The sequence below is a fragment of the Herbidospora daliensis genome (assembly GCF_001570585.1).
Lineage (GTDB): Bacteria > Actinomycetota > Actinomycetes > Streptosporangiales > Streptosporangiaceae > Herbidospora > Herbidospora daliensis.
On the sequence record NZ_BBXF01000002.1, the window covers coordinates 1279057 to 1301954 of the forward strand.

Genomic DNA, 22898 nt, shown 5'->3' on the forward strand with positions numbered 1-22898 from the left:
TCGCACGCGCCAAATACTTCGGATACCCGATGTGTCAAAAGATTGGCGCATGCCGAGCCCAGGGCCTGGCCTGTTCCAGAGAGCCCGCCAGGCTGAGCAGCAGCCCTTCTCCGTCTGGCGGGGCGATCAGCTGCACCGCCATCGGCAGGCCCGAGCTGTGCTTGCCGAACGGGATCGTCATCGCCGGCCAGCCCGCCATGTTCCACGCCCCCGTCAGCGGTGCGAACCTGATGTCGGCGTAGGCGCCGTGGCCCCCCGGGGCCGGGGGCAGGTGGGAGATGGTCGGTGTGATGAGCACGTCGATGTCGCCGAACCACTGGTCGGCGCCGTAGGCGCGCCAGTCGTCCCTGCGGCGGGAGCCGTCTCTGCGGGTGCGCTGGAGGAGGCGGCCCATGCGGGCCATCGTGCGGGTGCGGGGTTCGAGTCGGCTCTCGTCGAGGCCGTGGGCGTCGGCGGCGGCGCAGGCGTACCAGGCGGCGATCGTCGAGCGGCCCAGGGACACTGGGAAGCGGCGGCCGTGGTCTACCACGGTGTGGCCCGCTTCGCGCAGGGTGGCGCCGGCGGCTCTGGCGGCCTCCTGGAACTCCGGGTCGACGGTGAAGCCGGGCGGGAGGGGGTTGGGGGCGACGGCGATGCGGAGGTCTTCGGCCTCGGGCTGGATCGGGGCGCCGGTCATCACGGTCAGGGCGAGGATCGTGTCGCTCACGGTCGTCGTCATGGGGCCGTTCTCGGCCATCGCGAACCAGTCGTGGGGCGGGGGCTCCAGGAGGCCGTGGCCGGGCTTGAGGGCCACGATGCCGCAGGCGGCCCCGGGGATGCGTAAGGAGCCGAGGCCGTCGTTTCCGAGGGCCAGGGGGACCATTCCGGCGGCCACGGCGGCGGCGCTGCCTCCCGACGATCCGGCGGCGGTTCGTTTCGGGTCCCAGGGGTTGCGGGTGTCGCCGATGGCGTACAGGCAGAGTTCGGTGCAGTTGGTCTGGCCGAGCACGATCGCGCCGGCCGCGCGGAGGCGGGCGACCACGGGGTGGTCGGCCGGGGACGGGTCCGGCGAGCTCGCCCTGGTGCCGTTCGTCACGGTCTGGCCGGCGACGGCGACGTTGTCCTTGATCGCGACGGGTACGCCCGCCAAGGGGAGGTCGGGGCGGTGGCCCAGCGCCTTGGCCTCGGCCAGGGCCGAGTCGGCCAGGACGGTGCGGAAGGCGCCGATCGCGCCGTCACGTGCGGCGACGGCCTCCAGGTGGTCGGCCACGACCTGTTCCGCGGTCGCCTCGCCGGCGCGCACGGCGTCGGCTATCTCCACGGCGGTTCGTCCGGCCCACGACATGTCCAGAGTGTGGACCGGACGCACCTGCCATTAGAAGGCTCGTAACCAAGACGATGCCTAGTCGGACCTTTTCGGCGCCCGTCCCGCCTGAGTCAGCGCCATGCGGAGCGCGTATTCGATCTGCGCGTTGACGCTGCGGAGATCGTCGGCCGCCCACTTGGCAATCGCCTCGTGGACGGCCGGATCGAGCCGCAGCAGGAGCTTCTTCGGCTCCTTCTTGGCGGGACGTTCGTCAGGCATACAGACTGCCGGTGTTGACCACCGGCTGCGTCGCCCGGTCGCCGCACAGGACGACCAGGAGGTTGGAGACCATCGCGGCGCGGCGCTCCTCGTCGAGTTCGACGACGTGCTCGGCGCTCAGCCGGTCGAGGGCGAGCTGGACCATGCCGACCGCGCCTTCGACGATCTGCCGCCGGGCGGCGACCACCTGGGCGGCCTGCTGGCGGACCAGCATGGCCTGGGCGATCTCGGGGGCGTAGGCGAGGTGGGTGATGCGGGCCTCCAGCAGCTCGATGCCGGCCAGGTCGGTGCGCTCGCGGAGCTCGGTGGTGAGCTCCTCGGCGACCGTGGCGCCGTCGCGGAGGCTGGTGCGGTCTTCGATGTGGCTGTCGTAGGGGTGGGAGGTCGCCAGGTGCCGCACGGCGGCCTCCGACTGGATGGCGACGAAGTTCTCGTAGTCGTCCACGGAGAAGGACGCCTTGGCGGTGTCGACGACCCGGTAGACGACGACGGCCGCTATCTCGACGGGGTTGCCGTCGGCGTCGTTGACCTTGAGCTTGGTGGTCTCGAAGTTGCGCACCCGGAGGCTGATGCGGTTCTTGTCGGTGAACGGGACCGTCCAGGTGAACCCGGCGGTCTTGATCGTGCCGATGTAGCGGCCGAAGAACTGCACGACCTTGGCCTCGTTGGGGTTGACCACGGCGAAGCCGGACGCCGGCAGGAACACGATCACCGCCGCCACGACCACGCACACGATGAAGAACGCCTCGTCCTGGGTCAAGCCGAACAGCACCAGCGCGGCCGCCACGACGAGCAGCGCGAGCAGGATGACGAAACCGTTCATCCGGAAGGCCTCTCGTTCCATGCCCTTCCTCCTGACTATCGAAGTGATATCACTAAGATAGCTCCTCGCTAGCATCGAGTGTCAAGAATTCGGCCACGATCACTCTGTAGTGGAATTTCGCGGTCGTCCCTTGGATCGTGGTCAGGTACTCGTCGTCGCTGATGCGGTAGACGCTGCGCCTGCCCTGGTTCATCGGATGCTGCGGCCGGTGCCGCACGGCGAGCTCGTAGGCGATCGACCGGGCTTCCGGCCGTTCGCCCATGACCTCGTAGACCTCCGAGACCCGCCACTCCCTGCGGGTGGTGTTGCCGATGTTCTCCTCGATGAGGACTCTCCAGTGGCTCATGACCGGCGATCATGCCAAAACGCGCCCTCCCCGTAAGGAGGGCGCGTCCAGGTTGGCCACCGGGCTACTCGCCCAGGAGGTTCTTCAGGGTCTGCGGGTCGACCTGCTTCACCTGGCCGGCGGGCGGCGTCTGCACCGTGACCGGCTTGTCGTACTCCTTGACCGTCAGGTTCAGGTTGAACGGCTGCCCGCCCTCCGAGTTGCGGAACTGCTGCCGCTTGACCATGCCCGAGGAGTCGACCCAGGTGTCCACCCGCAGGGTCTTGGGCCAGTTGGTCGGCGTCGGAGTCGGGGCGGGCAGGCCGGCGGCGTCCGCCGCCTCCTGCGTGTCGAGGGTGGAGCTGTAGTGGGTGACGGTCTGGCCGCCGACCTCCTCCTCGCCCTCGTTCTGGACGTCCTTGTGCGCGCCCGCGATCTCCTTGATCGTCGCGGGGTCCTGGAGGCGGCCGCTGGTGAGCAGATCGGAGATCATCTTGCCGCGCTCACCGGGCAGGTTGTTCAGCGGCACCTGCCACCAGGTGTTGCCCTGGTTCGGGATCAGGCCGTCGCCGTTCACGTAGGCGGTCTCGCCGTTGAGGATGATCTGCGGCTGGGCCGAGTTGGCCTTGCCGTTGAGCGTCAGCTGGTTGACCTTCGCGGTCAGGAGGTTGGGTTTGTTCTGGCGCGCCCAGGTGCCGCGCGCGTCGATCTTGCCTTGGCTGCTGAAGTGCATCGTGCCCGACGCGGTGTTGGCCTCGGCGCTCTTCGTGAGAGCGTCCTGGAGGGCCGTCGCCGGTTCGGCGGTCGTCGTGGGGCTGGCGGTCGGGCTCTCCTCGCCTGTTGGGCTCTGGGTCGGCTCGGGACTCCCCGCGGGTGCGGATGAGGGGACGTCCGGGACGGGTGTTGCCCATGCCGCCGTCGTCCCGACCCAGGCGGCGGCTGTGACCACTGCCGAGGCCGTGCCGAGAGCGGCGAGCCGAAGACGAGCGTGTCGCATTTGTCCCCCTGGTATGCGATTTGTGCTGTCCCAAGCACCGTAAGTGGACAAATAGGGCGAAAAGTAGAGGTATGTCCTTTTGGGGAATAACGCGGATGATCGCTTGACCGAAAAGGACATGATCTTGACTGATCGTCTAGCGACGGCGGGGATTGGTCCGGGACGTAGGCGATGCGGCGAGCGGATCCTCCGGCCAGGGATGCTTCGGATAACGCCCCCGCAGCTCGGCCCGGACCTGCCGATAGCCTTCCCGCCAGAACGACGCCAGATCCCCGGTGACCGCGACCGGCCGCCCCGCCGGGGAGAGCAGGTGGATGGTGACCGGGACGCCCGCGACGACCGGCGTGGCCGTCCAGCCGAACAGCTCCTGCACCTTGGCCGCCAGCACCGGGCGTTCGCCGCTGTAGTCGAGGCGCACCTGTGAGCCGGTGGGGATCTCCAGCCGTTCGGGCACGACCTCGTCGAGCCGCACCTGCCAGGGCACCAGCCCCCGGAGCGCGGCGGCGACGTCGAGCGCGGCCAGGTCGGCCCGCCGGCGGACCTTCGCCAGGTCGAGCCCCTCGACCAGCGCCTGCTCCACGTCGGGCCACGGATCGCCGAGCGCCCTGCGGGCGAACTCCATCCGCTCCCTGAGCGCCCGCGCGGCGGGCGTCCAGGAGAGCAGGCCCACCCCTTCTTGTCGCAGCCCCTCTTTGACCGCGTCGGAGACGTCGGTCTTCAGGGCTCTGGACGACAACTCGATCGCCCCCAGCCTGCGCACCCGCCGCGCCACGACGTCGCCGTCCCGCCAGGCGACGTCGTCCTCCTCCACGATCGGGCCCGACATGAGGGCGACGCCCTCGTCGATGACGGCGGCCTGGCGAACGCGCGCGGCGGCCCGGCCGGTGGCCCGGTCGGCGACCGCCACGGCCAGCCACTCGGCCTCGGCCAGCCGCGACCCCTGCGCCACCTCGGCCCCCGTCCCGGACGCCATCACGAACCCGCCCCCGGCCCGCCGCCGGGCGACCCGCTCGGGATAGGCGAACGCGACGACGATCCCGGCGACCTGATCGTCGGAGAGCCCACGACCCGGAGCCGGGGCGCCGGTCCCTTCGCGGGCGAGCCGGCCGGCCTCGCGCCGCAGTTCCGGGGTCCGGGCGGCCCGCCAGGCGGTGACGAGGTCGTCGGAGGCGTCACGGGGGAGCTGACCACCCAGCAGGGCCACCACCTCGGCGGCCTTCTCGGCCCCGGTCAGCGGCGCGGCGTCGAGCAGCGCCCGCGCCAGCCGGGGGTGTACGCCGATCCCGGCGATCCGGCGGCCCTTCGCGGTCACCCTGCCGTCGTCGAGGGCGCCCAGCAGGGTGAGGGTCTCGCGGGCCGCCGTCAACGGCCCGGCCGGCGGCTGGTCGAGCAGCGACAGCTCCTCGGAGCCCCAGCAGGCGGCCTGGAGGGCGAAGGAGGTCAGGTCGGCCAGTGCGATCTCCGGCTGGGGGTGGTCGGCCCGGCGTTCGGCCTCCGGCCAGCACCGGTAGACGGCCCCCGGGGCCTCCCGGCCGGCCCGTCCGGCCCGCTGGGTGGCCGCCGCCCTCGACGCCGGGACCGTCACCAGGGACCCCAGCCCGCGGGCGTGGTCCATGCGGGGCTCGCGCGCCAGCCCGGAGTCGACCACGATCCGCACCCCGGGCACGGTCAGGCTCGACTCGGCCACCGACGTCGCCAGGATGACCCGCCGCCCCTGGCCGGGCGCGAGCACCGCGTCCTGGACGTGGGACGGCGACCCGCCGTGGACCTGGAGCACGTCGAGCTCCGCGAGGTCGGCGAGCTGCCGCCCGACCGCGCCGAGTTCGGCCACGCCGGGCAGGAAGCAGAGCACGTCGCCCGCGCGCTCCCGCCAGGCGCGGCGGACCGTGGCGGCGACGTGGGAGAGGAAGGCGGCGTCGACCCGGGGCCAGATCACCGCGGGTTTGGGCGGCGGCGCCCACACGACGTCGACGGGATGCACCGCGCCCGGGGCGTCGACCACGGGCCCCTCGATCAGGGACGCCCACCGGGGCGCGTCGGCGGTGGCCGACATGGCCAGGATGCGCAGGTCGGGGCGGAGCGCGGCGCGGACGTCCAGGAGAAAGGCCAAGGTGGTGTCGGCGTCGAGGTGGCGCTCGTGGCACTCGTCGACGATGACCACGTCGACCCCGGTGAGCTCGGGGTCTCGCTGGAGGCGCTGGAGCAGCACGCCGGTCGTCACGACCTCGATCTGGGTGGCCGCCGAGACCCGGCGTTCGCCGCGGATCGTGTAGCCGACCCGCTCGCCCGTCTTCTCGCCCAGCGACCAGGCCATGCGCCGCGCGGCGGCCCTGACGGCGATGCGCCGGGGCTCGGCCACCACGACTCTGCGGGGGGCCAGCGCGAGCGGCACGAGAGTGGTCTTGCCACTGCCCGGAGGCGAGGTCAGCACGGCCGCGCCGGCGGATTCGAGGGCGGCCAGCAGCCGAGGCAGGGCGTGGGTGACCGGGAGCACGCCCGTCAGCTTAGGCGGCGCGGGTGAGACCGAGGAGAAGCTCGGCGTTGGAGCCGGTGTCCTTCAGCTTGGACAGGAAGGGCTCGAAGCTCTCATGGGTGTGGAGAGCCTTGCGGAGCTGCCAGACCAGGGGCAGCTCGGCGGGGTCGAGGAGGAGCTCCTCACGGCGGGTGCTCGACCCGGTGACGTCGACGGCCGGGAAGACCCGCCGCTCCGACAGGGCGCGGCTGAGCCGCAGCTCCATGTTGCCGGTGCTCTTGAACTCCTCGAAGAGGTTGTCGTCCATCTTCGACCCGGTCTCGACCAGGGCCGTCGCGATGATCGTGAGAGAGCCGCCCTCGCGCAGCTTGCGCGCCGCGCCGAGGATGCGCTTCGGCGGGTGCACGGCCCGCACGTCGATCCCGCCGCTGAGCGTCTTCCCGCCGCCCGGCAGGGTCATGTTGTACGCCCGCCCGACCCGGGTGATCGAGTCGATGAGCAGCACGACGTCCTGCTGCTGCTCGACGAGGCGCTTGGCCCGCTCGACCGCGAGCTCGACGACGGCGATGTGGTCGGCCGGCGGCCGGTCGAAGGTCGAGGCGATGACCTCGCCCCGCACCGACGCCTTCATGTCGGTGACCTCCTCGGGCCGCTCGTCGACGAGCACGACCATGAGGTGGACGTCGGGATGGTTGGTGCTGACGGCGTCGGCGATGGCCTTGAGGATCAGCGTCTTGCCGGCCTTGGGCGGGGCCACGATGAGCCCCCGCTGCCCCTTGCCGACGGGCGTCAGCAGGTCGATGACCCGGGTGGACAACACGCCCTTGCTGGTCTCCAGCCGAAGCCTTTCTTCGGGGTGGACGGGCGTGAGCTCGGCGAAGTGCGGCCGGTCGGCGGGCGGCCCGGCCTCGATGGAGACGAGCCTGCCGCCCTGGGCCGTGCCGTGCACGACGTCGCCCTGCCGGAGCCCTTTCAGCAGCTCGGGCGGGACGAGGACGTCGCTTGATGATTTGAGGTAGCCGTCGACCCGCAGGTGACGGCCGTCGAGGATGCCGCGCACGTTCCGGGCACGGCGAACGAGGGGGGTTGCCATGGTGGGCTCCTTGGGAGCACGGGAAGGCAGGCCACGGAAGGCCCGTTGCAATGCCTTCGGTGAATCAGAGAAAGAGATTTCGGGGAGCGAGTGCCTAAGAAAAGGCCAGAAACCCGCGAACCCACTGACACGGTAACACGGGAGAAGCCGCCGGTGTTCCCCCGATCAGCCGGCCTTGGCGTGGGCGAGCGTACGCAGGACGCCCAGCGCCGCCTCGGTGGGGCTGCCGGGCTCCGCCTGCGCGGTCCAGAGCCGCTGGCCCGGGGCGCTGTCGACGGCGAACGACTCGTGCCAGAGGGTGAGGTCGCCGACCAGGCGATGGCGCAGGAGGACCGGATCGCGCCGCTTGACCCGCACGTCGTGGCGTCCCCACATGCGCCGGAAGTCCTCGCTCGCCTCCGAGAGCTCCGCGACCAGCGTGTACAGGGACGGGTCGTCGCGGTTGGCCCCCAGGCCGGCGCGAAGGTGGGCCACCATGGCCGCCGCCTCGGTGTCCCACTCGATCCAGTGATCACGGGCCCGGGGATCGAGGAAGAGGATGCGCAGGAGGTTGCCGGTGCGCCCGAAGTCGCCGCCGGTGATGGCGCCCCAGAGCGCGTTGCAGGCCAGCACGTCGGTCCGGTGGTTCACCACGGCGGCCGCCACGTCGTGCCACCGGTCCATCAGCCGCAGGACGTGGGGGTTGACGCCGGGGTCCGGGTCGGCGGCCTCCGGTCGGCTCTGCGGGGGATGGGCGAGCGCGCGGAGGTGGCCGATGGCGTCGCCGTCGAGCCGGAGCACCTGCGCCAGGGCGTCGAGCACCTGGTCGGACGGACGGCGTTCGATGCCCTGCTCCAGCTTCGTGTAGTAGTCGGTGCTGACCTTGGCGAGGAACGCCACCTCCTCACGGCGCAGGCCGGGTGTGCGGCGGTGGGTTCCGCGCGGCAGCCCCACCTGGCCGGGTGACACGATCTGCCGCCGGGCGCGAAGGAAGTCGCCGAGTGGGGTAGGCATGCTTGACAGCGTAAGAAACCGCAGGTAAAGGGCCTAACGAGGCAGGCGCAGGACGAAGCGGGCCCCGCGGTCGCTGTCGCGGATGGTGAGGGTGCCCCCGTGGGCCTGGGCGATCTCCCGGGCGATGGCCAGCCCCAGGCCGGTTCCGCCGGCGTCGCGGCTGCGTGCGGCGTCCAGCCGGGCGAAGCGGGTGAAGACCACCTCCCGGTCCTCGGGGGCGATCCCGGCGCCGTCGTCGAGCACCTCCAGCGTGACGGCCGACTCGTCGGCCCGCAGGCTGACGGTGATCCGCGCGGCGGCGTGGCGTTCGGCGTTGTCGACCAGGTTGACCAGCAGGCGCGCGATGCGCAGCGGGTCGCAGTCGGCGACGACGTCCGGCTGAAGGTCCTTGACGACGGCCACCCGGCGGAGACGCCGGTCGAGTTCGGCGTCGACGAGCCGGGTCAGGTCGGTCCGCTCGTGGGTGAGGGGGCTCCGCGCGTCCAGCCGGGCCAGCGTGAGCAGGTCGGTCACGATCGCCTGCAGCCGGTCGACCCCGGCCAGCACCGCCGCCGTCATCTCCGGCCAGTCGGTGTCCTGCGGATAGGCGAGCGCGTCCTCAAGACGGGTCCGGACGGCGGTGAGAGGGCTGCGCAGGTCGTGGGAGGCGTCCGAGGTGAAGCGCCGCAACTGGTCGTAGGCCTGCTCCAGGCGGTCGAGGGTGTCGTTCACCGTCAACGCCAGCAGGTTGATCTCCTGCTGGTTCGGGGTGGCGAGGGGGACCCTGCGGTCGAGGTCGGCCGCGTTGATCTCCGCCAGCTCCTCGCGGATCGCGTCGATCGCGGTCATGTCCCTGTTGACCAGGCGGAACGTGCCCGCCGCGACTGCCGCCGTCACCAGCAGGGACGCGCCGGTCACGAAGGCCAGCACGGTGGTGCTGCCGTACCAGGGGCTCTGGGGGACGGCCACGTGCAGCAGCCAGGTCCCATCGGGCCGGTGGACCTTGTAGGAGTCGACGATCATGCAGCCGCTGAGCCCGGCCGGGGGGCACAGCACCTGTTCGGCGTGTACGGGGTGGCCGGTCGCGGGGAAGGCGGCTATCGGCGGGTGGCCGAGGAGCCGGGGGGAGGCGCCGACGGTCCGGCCGCGGGGGTCGAGGACCTGTATCGCCAGGTCGCCTCCGCCCGGGAGCACGGCGGGGACCTGCCCTTCTTTCATCAGGGGCAGCAGGCCCTCCACCGCGTGGGTGATGCGGGCCCGGTTGGCGCCGGCGTCCTTGTTGCCGGTGAACATCAGGAAGAGCACACTGGCGCCGATGAAGACCAGGGCCGTGACCAGGCAGAACTGCACCGACCGGCGGGCTCTGATGGATCTGGGGAACGGGCCCGCCCGCAGAACATCGTGCATCTCTGGACGTTATGGTCCGTCTCCCCGCTGAGGGAGTGTGTACGGCACCCTGTCTCGGCGGCGCCCTATCGCGACTGGAGCGCGTCGAGGGCCACGGCCATCGCGATGACCAGGCGGCGGTCGAGCCTCGGGTCGTTGATCTCGATGGCGTACCGGTCGCGCAGGCCCCACTTGCGGTCGACCGAGAAGGCGATCGAGGCGCCCACGCTGAAGTCGAAGTGGTAGGGCAGCCACTCCAGCGAGTCGGCGAAACGCCTTAACAGCGCCACCGACAACCGGCGTTCGGTGCCCGTGTAGGTCGGCAGGCCGGGCTGCTGGACGTGCCACGTCGAGCGCAGCAGCGACTTCCCGAAGTCCTTGCGGAACATGCCGATCGAGGTGCCCGACGCGTCGACCACGTCGTATCCGCTCGCCAGGTCGATGACCTTGCGGGCCTTGAACGCGGCCAGGGCCTCGGCGCGGCTCTCGTCGGTGTAGAAGGTCACCTGCTCCTTCAGGGCCAGGCGTTTCTGTTCGGCGAACGCGACCACCGGACCCTCGGAGCCGTCGGGTGAGACCGTGCTCACCACATAGCGGTTGACCATCGGGGTGATCTTCTGGCGAAGGATCAGCTTCGACTGGGTCTGGAGGGCCGCCGCGTCCACAAGAACCTCCGTTTTCAGGGCCTTTCCCACCCTATTACCCAAGATCCCCTGTGAGATAGCGCTGGACCGACGGGCCTACGGAGATCACCAGTTCGTCGGTGGTCATCGACGCCATCGGCTCGACGGCGAGCAGGTAGCGGGCGAAGGCCATGCCCATGAGCTGGGCCGCGGCCAGGATCGCACGGCGCTCGGGCTGGTCTCCGGGCAGGCTCTTGGCGAGCGGTACGGCCAGTTCGCCGCTCATGAAGTCGCGCATGATCTGGGCGGCGGCCGGGGTCGAGGCGATCGACCCGACGATGGCGCGGATCCGGGGGCCGGTCTCCGGGCTCTCCCAGACCTCCAGGTAGCGGCGCGTCAGGCGGGCGCCCAGCGTGGACGGGTCGCCCGCGAGCGCGACCGCGAGCTCCTGGACCGGCATGGCGGCGCGCAGTGAGGCGTCGAAGAGGCCGTCTTTCGAGCCGAAGAAGTGCATGACCAGGGCCGGGTCGACGTCGGCGGCGCGGGCGACGCCGCGGATGGTCGTGGCGGCGTAGCCCGATTCCACGAACGACGCGACGGCGGCCTCCAGGATCGCCTCTCTGGTCTGCGGGGTGCCCGGCCGGCGGCCGGTCTTGCTGATGTCCATGGGGGCTATTCAACCACGTTGAATTCATCTATGTTGAACTCAACAGCGTTGAAGTCATCAAGGAGAGAAATCATGAAGAGGCTGATCCCGGCGGTGGTCCTGGCCACACTCATCGGGATGTTCTTCGTCGGCTCGTTCGTGGGCGCCCTGCACTCGCCCGAGCCGCACGACGTGCCGGTCGCCGTCGTCGCGCCCCCTCAGGCCGCCGCCCAGATGGGCAAGAAGCTGGCGGGCAAGTTCGAGATCACCGCCTACGCCGACGAGGCCGCCGCGCGCGCCGCGCTGGCCGACCGGGAGGTCGACGCGGTCGTGCTGCCGCAGCAGCAGAAGCTCGTGGTCGCCAGCGCCGCCAGCCGGTCGGCGTCCACGGTCATCACCTCGGTGTTCACCCACGCCGCGCCGCTGACGGTCGAGGACGCGCACCCGCTGCCGCCCGGCGACCAGGGCGGCATCGCCGGCATGTTCTTCGTGATCGGGCTGGTCATCCCGGGCATCGCCATCGGGGTCGCGGCCGCGAAGGAGCGGCCGCTCCCGGGCATCGGGGCCGTGGTGCTCGCGGGCGTCACCGTCGGGCTGGCCAACGCCTGGCTCGGCGACGTGGTGTTCGGGGCCCTGCCGGGCGCGTTCCTCGGGCTGGCCGGCATCTCGGCGGTGATCGTGATCACGCTCGGGCTGGTCGTCTCGGGGCTGGTGCGGCTCATCGGGACGCCCGGCGTGGCGCTGGCCGGTCTGCTCTTCGTGCTCATCGGGGTGCCGGCCAGCGGCGGGCCGCTCGGGGCGCGTTTCATCCCCGAGTGGTACGCGGCCGTCGGCCACGTGCTCCCGGTCGGGCAGGGGTCGGTCGCCATCAGGAACGTCGTCTTCTTCGACGGCGCCGCGCTCGGGCTGCCGCTGCTGGTCCTCGCCGGATGGGCGGTCGTGGGCTTGACCCTGACCCTCTCAGCGGCGTCTCAGGTCAGACGTGCATCATTTGCGAGGTGAGGATGATTCGCCGGTTGAAATGGCCGGCCATGGCGGGGCTGGCCGTCCTGGCCTACCTCACGTTGCGGGACGCCCTTCCGACGCCCTCCGAGGTGTGGGACGTGATCACCGCGGCCGACGCCAACTGGCTGCTGGTCGCGGCGGTGTTCCAACTGCTGGCCATGGTGGTCTTCGCGCGGTTCTTCCGCAGACTGCTGGCGCTGGGCGGGGTCCGGGTCTCCCGGCCCCGCATCCTGGCCGTGACCTTCGCCCGCAACGCGGTGGCGGGGTCGCTGCCGGCCGGGCCGGTGGTGTCGGTGGCGTACACGACGCAGGTCTTCACCAAGCTCGGGGCCGGGAAACGGCTGATCGCGGCGGTGCTGGTGCTGGCGGCGGCCTACTCGGGCGGCGCGTTCGGGCTGCTGGCCCTGGTGGCCCTGGTCGCCTCGCCGGAGACCCGGGTGGTCACGCTGATCGTGCTCGGCGGGGTGGTCGTGGCGGGCGTCCTGCTCTTCAAGGCCGGGCACCTGCTCGACCGGATGCCCAAGGTGTCGGGGCAGCTGAAGGCCACCTTCGACACGATCGGCGGCACCCGGCGCGACCATCTGCGGCTGGCCAACCTGGCGCTGCTCAACTGGGTGCTCGACGTGATCAGCCTCGGCGCGGTCTGCTGCGCGATCGAGGCGACCGCCACCCCGCACACCGTGCTGCTGGGCTTCGTCGCGGCCAAGACGGCCGCCGCGCTGGCGGTGGTGCCCGGCGGGCTCGGCATCGCCGAGGTCGGCATGGCGGCCACCTACATCGCGGCCGGGATGTCGGGCGGGCAGGCGGCGGCGGTCGTGCTGCTCTACCGGCTGGTGTCGTACTGGATGAACCTGGTCATCGGGTGGATCGCCTGGATCCTGCTGCACGACCCGGTCAGGAAGGCGACCATCAAGGGGTTGGCCAGCCTCGGGTCGTCGCTGAGCCCCTACGCGTACGACCGGCACCCGGCCCCCTAGGGACGCAGGCCGTCGAGCAGCCGGGCGACGGTGCGGCGGCGCAGGTCGGGCGTCCATCCGCCGGACAGCGCGCCGTGACAGGCCGCGGCGAGCAGCGCGGTGACCTCGTCGGCCCGCACGCCCGCCCGGACCGTGCCCGCCTCCTCGGCCCGCGCGAGCAGGACCTCCATGCCGAGCGCCGCCACCTGGCGGTCGACCCCGATGTCGGCGGCCAGCAGGTGGACGACCGTGCGGGCGCCGGCCGCGTACTCGACGACCTCGGCGAAGAAGGTGAACAGCGCGGTCCCGTCGCCCTCCTCCGCCAGGACGGCCGCCCTCGCGGCCAGCCGTTCCCGCAGGTCCTTCATGAGCGCGGTGAGCAGGTCGGCCTTGGTGGGGAAGTGCCGGAAGACCGTGCCGACGGCGACCCCCGCCGTCCGCGCGACCTCCTCGGTCGACGCGGACGTGCCGTGGGTGTCGAAGACCTCGGCGGCGGCGGCCAGGATGCGGGCCCGGTTGCGGATGGCGTCGGCACGCGAAGGCGGATCGGCCACGATGCTCCGTTGACAAGATGAGTGGTGACTCATAATTTAGCCGGGACATAGTGAGTCGCCACTCATGTTAGGGGTGCGCCGTGTTGCTGACCGGACCGCTGGACGCCTTCGAGCGTTTCCGTGACCACCTGCTGACCGGCGCCTCCGCCGGTCTCGAACACTTCCTGGCCGACGACGGGGTCGTGGAGACCCCCTTCGCCCCGCCGGGCGCACCCCGGCGCATCGAGGGCAGGGCGGCGTTCGCGGCCTCGATGGTGCCGCAGAGGGAGGCGGTGCGGGCCCTGGTCACCTTCACCGACGTCCGGGACGTGGTCGTGCACGAGACGGCCGACCCCCGGGTCGCGGTCGTCGAATACGAGGTCGAGGGGGTGCGGGTGGCCGACGGCCTGCGGGCGGCGGCGCCGTTCGCGGTGGTGGTGCGCGTGGACGACGGCCGGATCACGTTGTGGCGGGAGTACCAGGACCCGGCGGCGATGGCTCTGCTCATCACCTAGGGGTTTTCTCAGGGTTCGTGGTGGAACGGGGGTTGGTTACCGGTTCGTTGAACCGAATAACCGAACCACACGATGGAGGAACTCCTGATGCACCGATCCCGTGAACACAAGATGATCGCCGGGGTCTGCGGCGGTCTCGCCGAGCGCTTCAACATGCCCCCGACGGTCGTCCGTCTCCTGTTCGTCGCCTCCTGCATCCTCCCCGGCCCGCAGTTCGTCGCGTACCTGATCATGTGGGTGCTCTTTCCCAAGGCACCCGCGCGGAAGTACGCGCACCACTGACCTATCCTCGGTCCCATGGACGCACGGCCGCTGACCCTGATCCACGACGAGCTGGTCGACTATGAGAAGGCCATGGCCACCATGGACGAACTCATCGCCGACCGGCAGGAGGATCGCCGCCCCGACACCCTGTGGCTGCTCAGCCACCCGAAGGTGTTCACGGTCGGCCGGCGGACGCTGACGGAACACCTGCCCGACCCCTCCCACGGCATCCCCGTGGTGACGACCACCCGGGGCGGGCAGCTGACCTACCACGGCCCCGGGCAGCTGGTCGGCTATCTGATCGTCAAGCTGCGCACCGGCGAGGGGGTCGTCGACTACATCCGCGAGGTCGAACTCCGGCTGGTCGAGGCCCTCGCCGCGGTGGGCGTCGACGCCGAGCGGCGGGACACGCCGCCCGGCTCCGAACTGCTCACCGGGGTCTGGACCCGCGCCACCGGCCGGAAGATCGTCTCGATCGGCATGCGCGCCTCCAAGGGCGTGACCAGCCACGGGTTCGCCATCAACGTCGACGGCGACCTGACCCCGTGGGATCTGGCGGTGCCCTGCGGCATGCCCGACGTCGACATGACCTCGGTGTCGCGCGAGACCCACACGGGCGACATGGCCACGGTGGCCGCCGCCGTGGCGGCGGCCTTCGAGGCTAGGGCTTGACGAAGGGCTCCGGCTCGTCGACGGTCCGGCGCGGGCCGCTGAACCAGTGGCGGGCCGAGAGCGCCCACCACAGGCCGACGCCCAGCACCATCACCCCGACGACGATCGGCGCGTAGTTCACCGCCGTCCAGGTGAAGTCGCTGGTGAAGGGCACTCCGGCCGGCGCCAGCGGCATGATGAAGTAGATCGACACGATCACGATCTCGATGATCGCGATCCAGCCCATCACCTTGTATTTCGAGCCCAGTGTCCACGGACCGGGCACGAAGCGGTCCCCCATCCGCAGGCGCAGGTAGATCGGGATGGCGAAGGCGATGTAGAGGCCGATGACCGCCACCGAGACCACCGCGTAGAACGCGAGCGGGGTGCCGGTCGGGGCCTCGTAGAGAGCGGGCAGGGTGAGGACCAGCGCGGCGACGCAGCCCAGGATGATCGCGTTGACCGGTGTCCGGTTCCGGTCCACCCTGGACCAGAGCCGCCACCCGGGGACGGCGCCGTCCCGGGAGAACGCGTAGGTCATCCGCGACATCGAGGTCACGCAGCTCATGCCGCAGAAGAACTGGCCGATCGTGGAGATTGCGAAGATCGCGTTGGCCAGGTTCCCCGGCACGGCCGTGTCGAAGATGGCCCCGACGAAGCCGAACTGGTTGTTGATCTCGTCGACGTTGGTCGCCGCGAACAGGAAGGCCAGCAGCAGGATCCAGCCGCCGATCGCCGAGTAGAAGATCGACTGCCACAGGCCGCGCGCCGCCGACATCGAGGCGCCCTGGGTCTCCTCCGAGACGTGGGCGCAGGCGTCGAAGCCGGTGATCGTGTACTGGGTGAGCAGGAAGCCCAGCGGCAGCACGAAGAACCAGAAGGTGCTGTCGCTGAACCCGGAGTTGTTGATCGTCTCGGTGAAGACGAACGACATCGACTGGTGGGAGTCCGGGCCGAAGATCAGGATCAGCACGACCACCGCCGCGCCGAACACGTGCCACCACACCGACACGTTCTGCAGGATCGAGATCAGCCGGTGGCTGAAGATGTTGATCAGGGCGTGCAGCGCCAGGATGATCGCGAACAGGATGAAGGTGTTGGTGAGCGACACCTCGTAGCCGAAGAACCGGTCGAGGGTGATGTTCATGAAGGTCGCGCAGCCGTAGTCGACCGACGCGGTCACCGCCACCAGGCCGATCAGGTTGAACCACCCGGTGAACCAGCCGTGGATCGGCTTGCCCATCTTGGCGGCCCACCAGTAGATGCCGCCCGCCGTGGGATAGGCCGACACCAGCTCCGACATGCACAGGCCGATGATCAGGATGAAGATCGAGATGATCGGCCAGCCCCATGAGATGGCGATGGGGCCGCCGTTGTTCCAGGCCTGGCCGAACGTGGTGAAGCAGCCGGCCAGGATCGAGATGATGGAGAAGGAGATCGCGAAGTTGGAGAAGCCGCTCCAGGTTCGGGACAACTCCTGTTTGTAGCCGAGTTCCGCGAGTCGCTTGGCGTCGTCGTCGAGGGATTGAGCCATCGAGGCCTCCTCATGCCGTGCAGTGGGGGGTTACCGGCCGGCGGCCCCCATGAGGGTGCCGAAGCCGGGGTCCGTGAGATCGGCCGTCGCCTTGGCGTACTTCGTGGCGGCTTCGGCGTTGTAGTCGAAGTCGCGCTGCTGGGCCACCAGGCCGTGGTGTACGACGAACCAGAGCGTCCACGTCAGGTTGGACATGATCGCGTTCAGTCGTACGCGGGCGATCAGCGCCTCGTCATGGGTGCCGAAGTAGGCTCGCGTGAGCCGTTCGACGTCGTCGGGGTCGAAGGAGGCCTCGGCGGCGATGTCGCCCAGTTCGAAGCAGGGGTCGTTGTTGCCGGAAAGCTGGTAGTCGACGATCCTGACCCGGCCGTGCGCCTCGATGAAGTTCTCGGGGAGCAGGTCGTTGTGGCAGGGTACGTCCGTTATGTGACGTTTCGCCAGGGTTTCTTTGATGGCTTCGACGGTGCCCGTCCAGTCGGTGAAGCCGCCGGGCATCGGCAGGTCGTGCTGCCGGCAGAGGGCGACGAAGCCGTCGTACTTGCGGAAGATCGAGAAGTCGTTGGCGAAGCGCGGGCCCGCGTGCAGCGCGCGGGCGGCCTCGGCGACCCGGGGGATGCGGGCCCTAACGGCCGGCGCGTCGAGGGTCAGGCCGTCGATGTACTCGAGGATCAGCGCGCCCGGCAGCTCGTGCAGCACCCGGGCGCCCACGCCGGCCTCGGCGGCGACCACGGTGTTGGCGATCTCCTGGTCGAGGGGGAGGCCCAGGCCGGTCGCGGCGATCTTCGGGTCGAGCACCCGGAGCAGCCAGCGGTCGCCGTCGTCGGTCTCCACGCGGGCGATGTAGTGGCTCAGCCCGCCCTTGATCCTCGTGTGGGTGACCGGGCGGCCGGCCCAGGACGCGACCAGACCCAGCGCGGACGCGACGGGATCTGGCATGCGCTGCTCCTTTTGGTCTACGTTTAGACCATTGATCGCATTTTGGGCGTCAGTTGTTACAGGACGGTACCGATGGTGCAACTTCCCGCAGACGCCCGAGCGGTCGTCATCGGGGGCGGGGTGGCCGGGTGTTCGGTCGCCTACCACCTGGCGCGGCTCGGCTGGCAGGACGTCGTCCTCGTCGAACGGCACGACCTGACCGAGGGCACGACCTGGCACTCGGCGGGCTTCGTCGGGCAGCTGCGCTCGACCGTCACCCAGACCCGCATGATCATGTATTCAGCCGGTCTGTACCCGGAACTGCGCGACCTCACCGGTCTCGACCCGGGCTGGCACGGCGTCGGCGGGCTGCGCCTGGCCACCACGCCCGAACGCCACGAGGAACTGGTCCGGCAGGCCGGCGCGGCCGAGACCTACGGCCTCGACCTGGAACTCCTGACGGGGGAGCAGACCGGGGAGCGCCTGCCGCTGCTGGAGACCGGCGACGTCGTCTCGTCGCTCTGGTTGCCCGGCGACGGCTGGCTCGACCCGGCGCGGCTGGCCGAGGCGCTGGCCGAGGGCGCCCGCAAGCTCGGCGTGCGGATCTTCACCGGGACCGCCGTGACCGGGCTGGAGACCGCGAACGGCGCGATCACCGGGGTCCGGCTCGGCGACCACGTGATCAGGACCGAGACGGTCGTCAACGCGGCCGGGGCGGCGTCGGGGGTGATCGGGCGCATGGCCGGGGTCGACCTGCCGATCGTGCCGATCAAGCACCAATACGTCGTGACCGAATCGACCGGTGTTTCGGTCGGCATGCCGACCGTGCGCGACCCCGACAACATCGTCTACTTCCGTGAGGAGGGCGGCGGCATCCTGGTCGGCGGCTACGTCCGCACCCCGCAGGTGTGGGACGAGCCGAACCCGCTGGCCACGCCGCGCCACCTGTTCGAGCCCGACATGCCGAAGTTCGAGGAGTCGTGGACGTCCGCCGTCCACCGCCTGCCCCACCTGCGCGAACGGGGCGAGATCGTCAAGGTCGTCCACGGGCCCGAGGCGTTCACCCCCGACGGGGAGTTCCTGCTGGGGGAGACGTCGGTACGCGGCCTCTGGGTCGCCGCCGGGTTCTGCGTGCACGGCCTGGCCGCCGCCGGGGGCGTGGGCAAGGTGACCGCCGAGTGGATCGTCGACGGCGCCCCCGAATACGACATGTTCGCCATGGACGTCGCCCGCTTCGGACCGCACGCCCGGTCGGCCTCCTGGGCGCGGGCGAAGGTGCTGGACGCGTACAGCGCCTATTACGACATCGTCTACCCCGGCCAGGAGCGCACCGCGGCCCGGCCGCTGCGCCGCTCGCCCGCCTACGCCCGGCACGCCGAGCTGGGCGCCGAGTTCGGGGAGAAGGCCGGCTGGGAGCGGGTCAACTGGTATCGGGCCCGTTCTGACGACTCCCCCCGGCCGAAGGGCTGGGCCGGGCGGATCTGGTCGCCCGCCGTACGCGAGGAGTGCCTGGCGACCCGCGATTCGGCCGGGCTGTTCGACCAGACCTCGTTCGCCAAGTTCGACCTGCGCGGGCTCGACCGGCTCCAGGCGCTGGCCGGGGCCGACCTCGACCGCCCGGTCGGCACGGTCGTCTACACCCAGCTGCTCAACGCGCGCGGCGGCATCGAGGCCGACGTCACCGTCACCCGGCTCGGTGACGACCGGTTCCGGCTGGTCACCGGCACCGCCTTCGGCGGCCACGACGCGGCCCTGCTGCGCCGCCACGGCGTCGACGTCACCGACGTGACCTCGGCCTACGCCTGCTACTGCCTGTGGGGGCCCGACTCCCACGACATCCTGAGCAGCCTGACCGGCGACGACCTCGGCTTCGGCTACATGCAGTCGCGCGAGATCAGCGTCGGCCACGTGCCGGTGCGGGCCCAGCGGGTCACCTTCGTCGGCGAGTACGGCTGGGAGCTCTACACGCCGGTCGAGTTCGGGCTGACCCTGTGGGACCTGCTGGCGGAGACCGGCGTGCGGCCCGGCGGCTACAAGGCGATCGACTCGATGCGCCTGGAGAAGGGCTACCGGGTCTGGGGCGCCGACATCACGCCCGAGACGACCCCGTTCGAGGCCGGTCTGGGCTTCGCGGTGCGCAAGTCGGTCCCGCGCACCGAGTCGGCGGTGGAGCTCGCCTGCCTCGTCGTCGACGACCCGGCGGAGGTCTGCCTCGGCGGCGAACCCGTACGGGTCGACGGCGTGCCGACCTCTCGGGTCACCTCGGGCGGCTACGGCCACCGCGTCGACAGGTCGATCGCCTACGCCTACCTGCCCAAGGGCGCCGCCAGGGCGGAGGTCGGCGTGAACGGCGGCTGGGTGGGCGCCGAGGTCGTCAAGGGTCCCGTGTACGACCCCCGGAACACCCGCGTCAGATCACGGGGGAAGCTCTGACCGGGTGGGCAGCCCCTGCCAGGTCGAGTGGGCGGCCACCGCGAACGCGGCCACCGAGATCCCCCGCTTGAGCCGGTCGGAGAGGTGCACCCCGTCGAGCAGCGCGCTCAGGTAACCGGCCACGAACGCGCCGCCGACCTCGGTCGCGTCGACGACCGTCACGGGGGCGGCCTGGGTGTCGTACCGGAAACCCTCGACCGTGGCGCTGGCCCCCTTGGAGCCGCGCATCACGACGAGTTCGGGCACCTGGGCGATGGCGCTCTCGACCAGGCCCAGTTCGTCCTGGTTGGCGAACAGCACGTCGGCCGAGGCGGCCAGCTCGCGCAGCCCGTCGCGGGCCTCCTGCACACTCTCCCACAGGTTCGCCCGGTGGTTCACGTCGACCGACACGAGCACCCCGGCGTCTCTGGCCAGCTTCACCGCGTGGTGCACCGCGCTCCACGCGTAGCCGCTCAGCGCGGGGGTGATGCCGGTGACGTGCAGGATGCGGGCGTCCTGGAGCTCGGCCGGCACGTCGCCGGTGGACACCCGCGACCCGGCCGAGCCGCCCCGGTAGAAGACGGCGTGCGCGACCCGCCCGATCCGGCGCTGGCGCAGCGCCAGGCCGCTGGCGGCGGTCTCGTCGACCCGCACGTGGGAGACGTCCACGCCCTCGCCGCGCAGCACCGTGGTGGTGCGCACCCCGATCTCGTCGTCGCTGACCCGGCCGACGAAGGACACCGAGTGCCCGAGCCGGGCCAGGCCGACCGCGACGGTCAGTTCCGGGCCCTCCAGGTCGAGCCGGGCGGACATGTCGTGCCGGATTCGGTCGGCGGTCACGACGCCCAGCACCTCGCCGAGCGTGAACAGATCGGTCATCGCACTCTTCTCCGCAGCTGATCGGGAAAAGCATGGCAGAACCGTTCCAAAGGGGGAACGCCGATCGGCCCCCGCCTTGTCCCGAGGCGGGGGCCGATCGAGGGGAAACCGGTCAGAAGGCGTCGTCGCGGCGCGTGTGGCGTCCGCCGGCCACGAGCCGGTCGCCGTCTTCGACCCGGTCGACGTGCGCGGTCTCGTCGCGGTCGTCGACGCCGTTGTGGTTGCGGTCGACGAGCTGCTGCTCGAGATCCCGCTTCTCGCTCTCCAGCCGGGAGACGCGGTCGCGCTCGGCCAGCCGCTCCTCACGGATCCGGCGGCGCTTGGCGACCCCGCGCCGCATGCCGCCGCTGACCATGGCCAGCCCGATGAGGACGCCCGCGGCGGTGGCCGCGCCGAGCAGGAACATCTCGAAGGAGGTCAGCGTGAAGTTCCAGTCGAGCACGGTGATGGGGGTGGTGGCCGTCGCGGTCGTGTCCTGAATGGAGATCTCGATCAAGACTGCACCCGCGACCACGATCAGGAGAAGGCCCAGAAGAACCATGTGTTCTCACCTCGAATGCAGGATGTGGCGTGGCCCTCTCGTATGCCCCGGATTCAGCCGGTCATGTGTGTCACGGCCCGTTTCTCCAGAGTGAGCGCGGCCTCCGCAAGCCCGGCGAGAGCGGTGAAAAGCTCCCGCCGTTCCGGTTCGCCCAGCTCAGTGCGCAGCGTGTACGTCTCCGCCGCCAGCTCCGCCATCCGCCCGGCCGGACCGCCGGTGACCTGAAGGGTCATGAACTCCTCCAGCAGCTCGCCGAACCGGTCGAGGCCGGGCAGCGTGAGAAGGCGGGCGGCCAGGGCGCTCCACGCGGCGCCGGCCTCGCGGTAGGCGGACGCCGCCTCCGGGCGGCCGATCTCGTCGAGGAAGTCGGCGTATATCGGGCGGGTGGCCCCGGGGGCGCCGTACTCCATCTCCAGGCAGACGTGCAGCCGGGCCAGCGGGGAGAACAGGTCGCCGGGGAAACGCCGTAGCCAGCCCTTGCGGGTCGTGAGGTCGCCGAGCTCGGCGGCCAGCTTCCGCATTCCGGACACGCCGAAGTTGACGTCGAAGGCGTGGCCCAGCACCGGGCCGGTGAGATGGGCCGCGGTCGTGGCCAGCGCGCCGTCGACGTCCGGAGCGCCCTCCGGCGGCCCGGCGACGGTGAGGATCTGGCACCGGCGCCGGCCGCCGGGCTCCCAGGCGGCGGCGAAGTCCGTCATCGGCAGGCGCAGCGGCGTCACGCACTCGTCGTCGACGAGGAGGTCGTCGCCGTCCCTGCCGATCACCGCGACCGGGTAGGGGTCGCCGAACGGGATGCCCGGATGCCAGGGCAGCCGATGGCGGTCGACCCAGCAGATGGCGGGCGTGCCGTTTCTGAGCCGTTCGGTCAGGTAGCCCATGGCGCGTCTGGCGGAGCGGAACTCCATGAGGTGATGGGGCACGCGGGCCCGCTTCAGCGCTGCCGGGATGAAGGGGTCGGGGTGGTGCTGGGTCACGACGGTCACGGTCGTGGCGGCGGTGTACTCGAAGATCGCGTACATGAACCCGATGCCGCCGCCCAGACCGGCGCACATCGCCTCGGAGCAGTCGGTTCCGGCGTGCTTCAGCACCCTGCTCAGCAGGGCCGAGGGGTGGTGGACGCCGCCTCCCGCGGCCGGATAGCCGGGCAGGACGAACGGCAATCGCGGGGGAGCGCCGGCGGAGAGCACGTGGCGCCGGGCCGTCGTGTACGACTCGCCGGTACGCGTCATGCGGTCGCGCACGCGCTTCTTGAAGGTCTTGCGGTCGGTCATGGCCGCCTGTCCTCACAGCCGCGCCGCCCATCGGTTCCACGCCCCCCGGGCGACGCCGGCTCAGGTCAGGCCTGCCGATGTCGACGTCCCGAGGACAGCGGCCCCCTTTGCCCCCGCGTGGCCGGCGGGCGTGGACCGCAGGTCAGGAGGTGTGGCGCGAGACGGCGCCGTCCCTAGTTTTGCACGGGACGGCCTATTAACTCCATTTGCCCGGGTAGGGGGTTTCCATGAGTGAGCTGCAGCAGGTGGAAGAGGAGATCGCCCGCATCCGCGCGGAGGCCCGTTCCCTGCGGGAGCAGATCGGCGACCGGGCGGGGGAAGGCCCGGCCGACTCGGCGGAGCTGGCCACCCTCATCGCCAACGCCGATCAGCTCGACACCCTCGCGGAGGAACTGGAAGGCCGGCGCGAGACCCTGAAGGCCCAGGGCTGACCGGCTGACGGCCTTCGGTGCCGGGCGGGTCCGGCGCGACCCTTCCGGCACCGACGGCCTGTACCTTCCTGCCACAAACCCGGCGGGGC

At 71.0% G+C, this 22898-nt stretch carries 24 protein-coding genes; 7 read left to right on the forward strand and 17 right to left on the reverse strand.

Annotated elements, in window-relative coordinates:
• Positions 1–34: 34 nt before the first annotated feature.
• From AW274_RS12410 to AW274_RS12460, 11 genes are all read right to left on the reverse strand, one after another.
• Positions 35–1324 carry an amidase gene (locus AW274_RS12410; protein ID WP_062431152.1) on the reverse strand — a complete coding sequence of 430 codons (1290 nt, stop codon included), beginning with the start codon at positions 1322–1324 and terminating at the stop codon, positions 35–37.
• Positions 1325–1381: 57 nt separating this feature from the next.
• Entirely contained in the window at positions 1382–1564 is a 183-nt protein-coding gene (locus tag AW274_RS12415; RefSeq protein WP_062338348.1) for a type II toxin-antitoxin system antitoxin, read from the reverse strand.
• Positions 1557–2408 (reverse strand): SPFH domain-containing protein, encoded by an 852-nt coding sequence (locus tag AW274_RS12420; RefSeq protein ID WP_062431153.1) that lies wholly within the window; start codon positions 2406–2408, stop codon positions 1557–1559. Before AW274_RS12420 ends, AW274_RS12415 begins: the two co-directional genes overlap by 8 nt.
• A 31-nt stretch (positions 2409–2439) precedes the next feature.
• Positions 2440–2733, reverse strand: a complete 294-nt coding sequence (locus AW274_RS12425) for a hypothetical protein (RefSeq protein WP_062431154.1) — start codon at positions 2731–2733, stop codon at positions 2440–2442.
• A gap of 64 nt (positions 2734–2797) precedes the next feature.
• Positions 2798–3709, reverse strand: coding sequence for an SCO4651 family lipoprotein (locus AW274_RS12430; RefSeq protein WP_157520057.1), 912 nt, complete (start codon positions 3707–3709; stop codon positions 2798–2800).
• 136 nt (positions 3710–3845) lie between these two features.
• On the reverse strand, positions 3846–6203 hold the full coding sequence (gene hrpB / locus AW274_RS12435) for an ATP-dependent helicase HrpB (protein ID WP_232320090.1): 2358 nt from the start codon (positions 6201–6203) through the stop codon (positions 3846–3848).
• Between the two features lie 10 nt (positions 6204–6213).
• Positions 6214–7275, reverse strand: coding sequence for a transcription termination factor Rho (gene rho, locus AW274_RS12440; RefSeq protein ID WP_083974063.1), 1062 nt, complete (start codon positions 7273–7275; stop codon positions 6214–6216).
• A 165-nt stretch (positions 7276–7440) separates the two neighbouring features.
• Positions 7441–8268 (reverse strand): helix-turn-helix domain-containing protein, encoded by an 828-nt coding sequence (locus AW274_RS12445; protein ID WP_062431158.1) that lies wholly within the window; start codon positions 8266–8268, stop codon positions 7441–7443.
• A gap of 33 nt (positions 8269–8301) precedes the next feature.
• Positions 8302–9654: a sensor histidine kinase gene (locus AW274_RS12450; RefSeq protein ID WP_062431159.1), complete on the reverse strand. Its 1353-nt coding sequence runs from the start codon at positions 9652–9654 to the stop codon at positions 8302–8304.
• 65 nt (positions 9655–9719) lie between these two features.
• Entirely contained in the window at positions 9720–10298 is a 579-nt protein-coding gene (locus tag AW274_RS12455; protein WP_198169149.1) for an LURP-one-related family protein, read from the reverse strand.
• A gap of 34 nt (positions 10299–10332) precedes the next feature.
• Positions 10333–10923, reverse strand: coding sequence for a TetR/AcrR family transcriptional regulator (locus AW274_RS12460; protein WP_062431160.1), 591 nt, complete (start codon positions 10921–10923; stop codon positions 10333–10335).
• A 72-nt stretch (positions 10924–10995) separates the two neighbouring features.
• Between AW274_RS12460 and AW274_RS12465 the strand changes: the two genes are divergently transcribed.
• Positions 10996–11904: a hypothetical protein gene (locus tag AW274_RS12465; RefSeq protein ID WP_062431161.1), complete on the forward strand. Its 909-nt coding sequence runs from the start codon at positions 10996–10998 to the stop codon at positions 11902–11904.
• Between the two features lie 2 nt (positions 11905–11906).
• Positions 11907–12884, forward strand: a complete 978-nt coding sequence (locus tag AW274_RS12470; RefSeq protein WP_232320126.1) for a lysylphosphatidylglycerol synthase transmembrane domain-containing protein — start codon at positions 11907–11909, stop codon at positions 12882–12884.
• On the opposite strand, the gene AW274_RS12475 is transcribed toward AW274_RS12470, so the two are convergent.
• On the reverse strand, positions 12881–13417 hold the full coding sequence (locus AW274_RS12475) for a TetR/AcrR family transcriptional regulator (protein WP_232320091.1): 537 nt from the start codon (positions 13415–13417) through the stop codon (positions 12881–12883). The genes AW274_RS12470 and AW274_RS12475 overlap by 4 nt on opposite strands.
• Positions 13418–13497: 80 nt before the next feature.
• Here AW274_RS12475 and AW274_RS12480 point away from each other — a divergent pair, with 80 nt between their 5' ends.
• From AW274_RS12480 to lipB, 3 genes are all read left to right on the forward strand, one after another.
• A complete protein-coding gene (locus AW274_RS12480; RefSeq protein WP_062431164.1) occupies positions 13498–13911 on the forward strand; it encodes a nuclear transport factor 2 family protein in 414 nt (137 codons plus the stop codon).
• Between the two features lie 87 nt (positions 13912–13998).
• The gene (locus AW274_RS12485; protein ID WP_062431947.1) at positions 13999–14193 is read left to right on the forward strand and encodes a PspC domain-containing protein; all 195 of its coding nucleotides are present in this window, start codon (positions 13999–14001) and stop codon (positions 14191–14193) included.
• A gap of 15 nt (positions 14194–14208) precedes the next feature.
• Positions 14209–14847, forward strand: a complete 639-nt coding sequence (gene lipB, locus AW274_RS12490) for a lipoyl(octanoyl) transferase LipB (RefSeq protein ID WP_062431165.1) — start codon at positions 14209–14211, stop codon at positions 14845–14847.
• Here lipB and AW274_RS12495 read toward each other — a convergent pair.
• Together AW274_RS12495 and AW274_RS12500 are read right to left on the reverse strand one after the other, a co-directional pair.
• On the reverse strand, positions 14837–16360 hold the full coding sequence (locus tag AW274_RS12495; protein ID WP_062431166.1) for an amino acid permease: 1524 nt from the start codon (positions 16358–16360) through the stop codon (positions 14837–14839). The genes lipB and AW274_RS12495 overlap by 11 nt on opposite strands.
• A gap of 30 nt (positions 16361–16390) precedes the next feature.
• Positions 16391–17296, reverse strand: coding sequence for a phosphotransferase (locus AW274_RS12500; RefSeq protein WP_062431167.1), 906 nt, complete (start codon positions 17294–17296; stop codon positions 16391–16393).
• Between the two features lie 75 nt (positions 17297–17371).
• Between AW274_RS12500 and AW274_RS12505 the strand changes: the two genes are divergently transcribed.
• On the forward strand, positions 17372–19708 hold the full coding sequence (locus AW274_RS12505; RefSeq protein ID WP_198169151.1) for a GcvT family protein: 2337 nt from the start codon (positions 17372–17374) through the stop codon (positions 19706–19708).
• Here AW274_RS12505 and AW274_RS12510 read toward each other — a convergent pair.
• The 3 genes from AW274_RS12510 to AW274_RS12520 form a co-directional block, all read right to left on the reverse strand.
• Entirely contained in the window at positions 19691–20566 is an 876-nt protein-coding gene (locus AW274_RS12510; protein ID WP_062431169.1) for a sugar kinase, read from the reverse strand. The genes AW274_RS12505 and AW274_RS12510 overlap by 18 nt on opposite strands.
• Positions 20567–20678: 112 nt before the next feature.
• Positions 20679–21107: a hypothetical protein gene (locus AW274_RS12515; RefSeq protein WP_062431170.1), complete on the reverse strand. Its 429-nt coding sequence runs from the start codon at positions 21105–21107 to the stop codon at positions 20679–20681.
• A 53-nt stretch (positions 21108–21160) separates the two neighbouring features.
• Positions 21161–22378, reverse strand: a complete 1218-nt coding sequence (locus AW274_RS12520) for a BtrH N-terminal domain-containing protein (RefSeq protein WP_062431171.1) — start codon at positions 22376–22378, stop codon at positions 21161–21163.
• Between the two features lie 227 nt (positions 22379–22605).
• Here AW274_RS12520 and AW274_RS12525 point away from each other — a divergent pair, with 227 nt between their 5' ends.
• Complete coding sequence (locus AW274_RS12525) at positions 22606–22809, forward strand: hypothetical protein (RefSeq protein ID WP_157520060.1); 204 nt, start codon at positions 22606–22608, stop codon at positions 22807–22809.
• The last annotated feature ends 89 nt before the right edge of the window (positions 22810–22898 follow it).

What these genes read in the sequence shown, in the direction of transcription:
- AW274_RS12410 (WP_062431152.1), bottom strand. Translation starts at nt 1,324, where the DNA reads ATGTCGTGGGCCGGACGAACCGCCGTGGAGATAGCCGACGCCGTGCGC.
- AW274_RS12415 (WP_062338348.1), bottom strand. Translation starts at nt 1,564, where the DNA reads ATGCCTGACGAACGTCCCGCCAAGAAGGAGCCGAAGAAGCTCCTGCTG.
- AW274_RS12420 (WP_062431153.1), bottom strand. Translation starts at nt 2,408, where the DNA reads ATGGAACGAGAGGCCTTCCGGATGAACGGTTTCGTCATCCTGCTCGCG.
- AW274_RS12425 (WP_062431154.1), bottom strand. Translation starts at nt 2,733, where the DNA reads ATGAGCCACTGGAGAGTCCTCATCGAGGAGAACATCGGCAACACCACC.
- AW274_RS12430 (WP_157520057.1), bottom strand. Translation starts at nt 3,709, where the DNA reads ATGCGACACGCTCGTCTTCGGCTCGCCGCTCTCGGCACGGCCTCGGCA.
- rho (WP_083974063.1), bottom strand. Translation starts at nt 7,275, where the DNA reads ATGGCAACCCCCCTCGTTCGCCGTGCCCGGAACGTGCGCGGCATCCTC.
- AW274_RS12445 (WP_062431158.1), bottom strand. Translation starts at nt 8,268, where the DNA reads ATGCCTACCCCACTCGGCGACTTCCTTCGCGCCCGGCGGCAGATCGTG.
- AW274_RS12450 (WP_062431159.1), bottom strand. Translation starts at nt 9,654, where the DNA reads ATGCACGATGTTCTGCGGGCGGGCCCGTTCCCCAGATCCATCAGAGCC.
- AW274_RS12460 (WP_062431160.1), bottom strand. Translation starts at nt 10,923, where the DNA reads ATGGACATCAGCAAGACCGGCCGCCGGCCGGGCACCCCGCAGACCAGA.
- AW274_RS12465 (WP_062431161.1), top strand. Translation starts at nt 10,996, where the DNA reads ATGAAGAGGCTGATCCCGGCGGTGGTCCTGGCCACACTCATCGGGATG.
- AW274_RS12470 (WP_232320126.1), top strand. Translation starts at nt 11,907, where the DNA reads ATGATTCGCCGGTTGAAATGGCCGGCCATGGCGGGGCTGGCCGTCCTG.
- AW274_RS12485 (WP_062431947.1), top strand. Translation starts at nt 13,999, where the DNA reads ATGCACCGATCCCGTGAACACAAGATGATCGCCGGGGTCTGCGGCGGT.
- lipB (WP_062431165.1), top strand. Translation starts at nt 14,209, where the DNA reads ATGGACGCACGGCCGCTGACCCTGATCCACGACGAGCTGGTCGACTAT.
- AW274_RS12495 (WP_062431166.1), bottom strand. Translation starts at nt 16,360, where the DNA reads ATGGCTCAATCCCTCGACGACGACGCCAAGCGACTCGCGGAACTCGGC.
- AW274_RS12500 (WP_062431167.1), bottom strand. Translation starts at nt 17,296, where the DNA reads ATGCCAGATCCCGTCGCGTCCGCGCTGGGTCTGGTCGCGTCCTGGGCC.
- AW274_RS12510 (WP_062431169.1), bottom strand. Translation starts at nt 20,566, where the DNA reads ATGACCGATCTGTTCACGCTCGGCGAGGTGCTGGGCGTCGTGACCGCC.
- AW274_RS12515 (WP_062431170.1), bottom strand. Translation starts at nt 21,107, where the DNA reads ATGGTTCTTCTGGGCCTTCTCCTGATCGTGGTCGCGGGTGCAGTCTTG.
- AW274_RS12520 (WP_062431171.1), bottom strand. Translation starts at nt 22,378, where the DNA reads ATGACCGACCGCAAGACCTTCAAGAAGCGCGTGCGCGACCGCATGACG.
- AW274_RS12525 (WP_157520060.1), top strand. Translation starts at nt 22,606, where the DNA reads ATGAGTGAGCTGCAGCAGGTGGAAGAGGAGATCGCCCGCATCCGCGCG.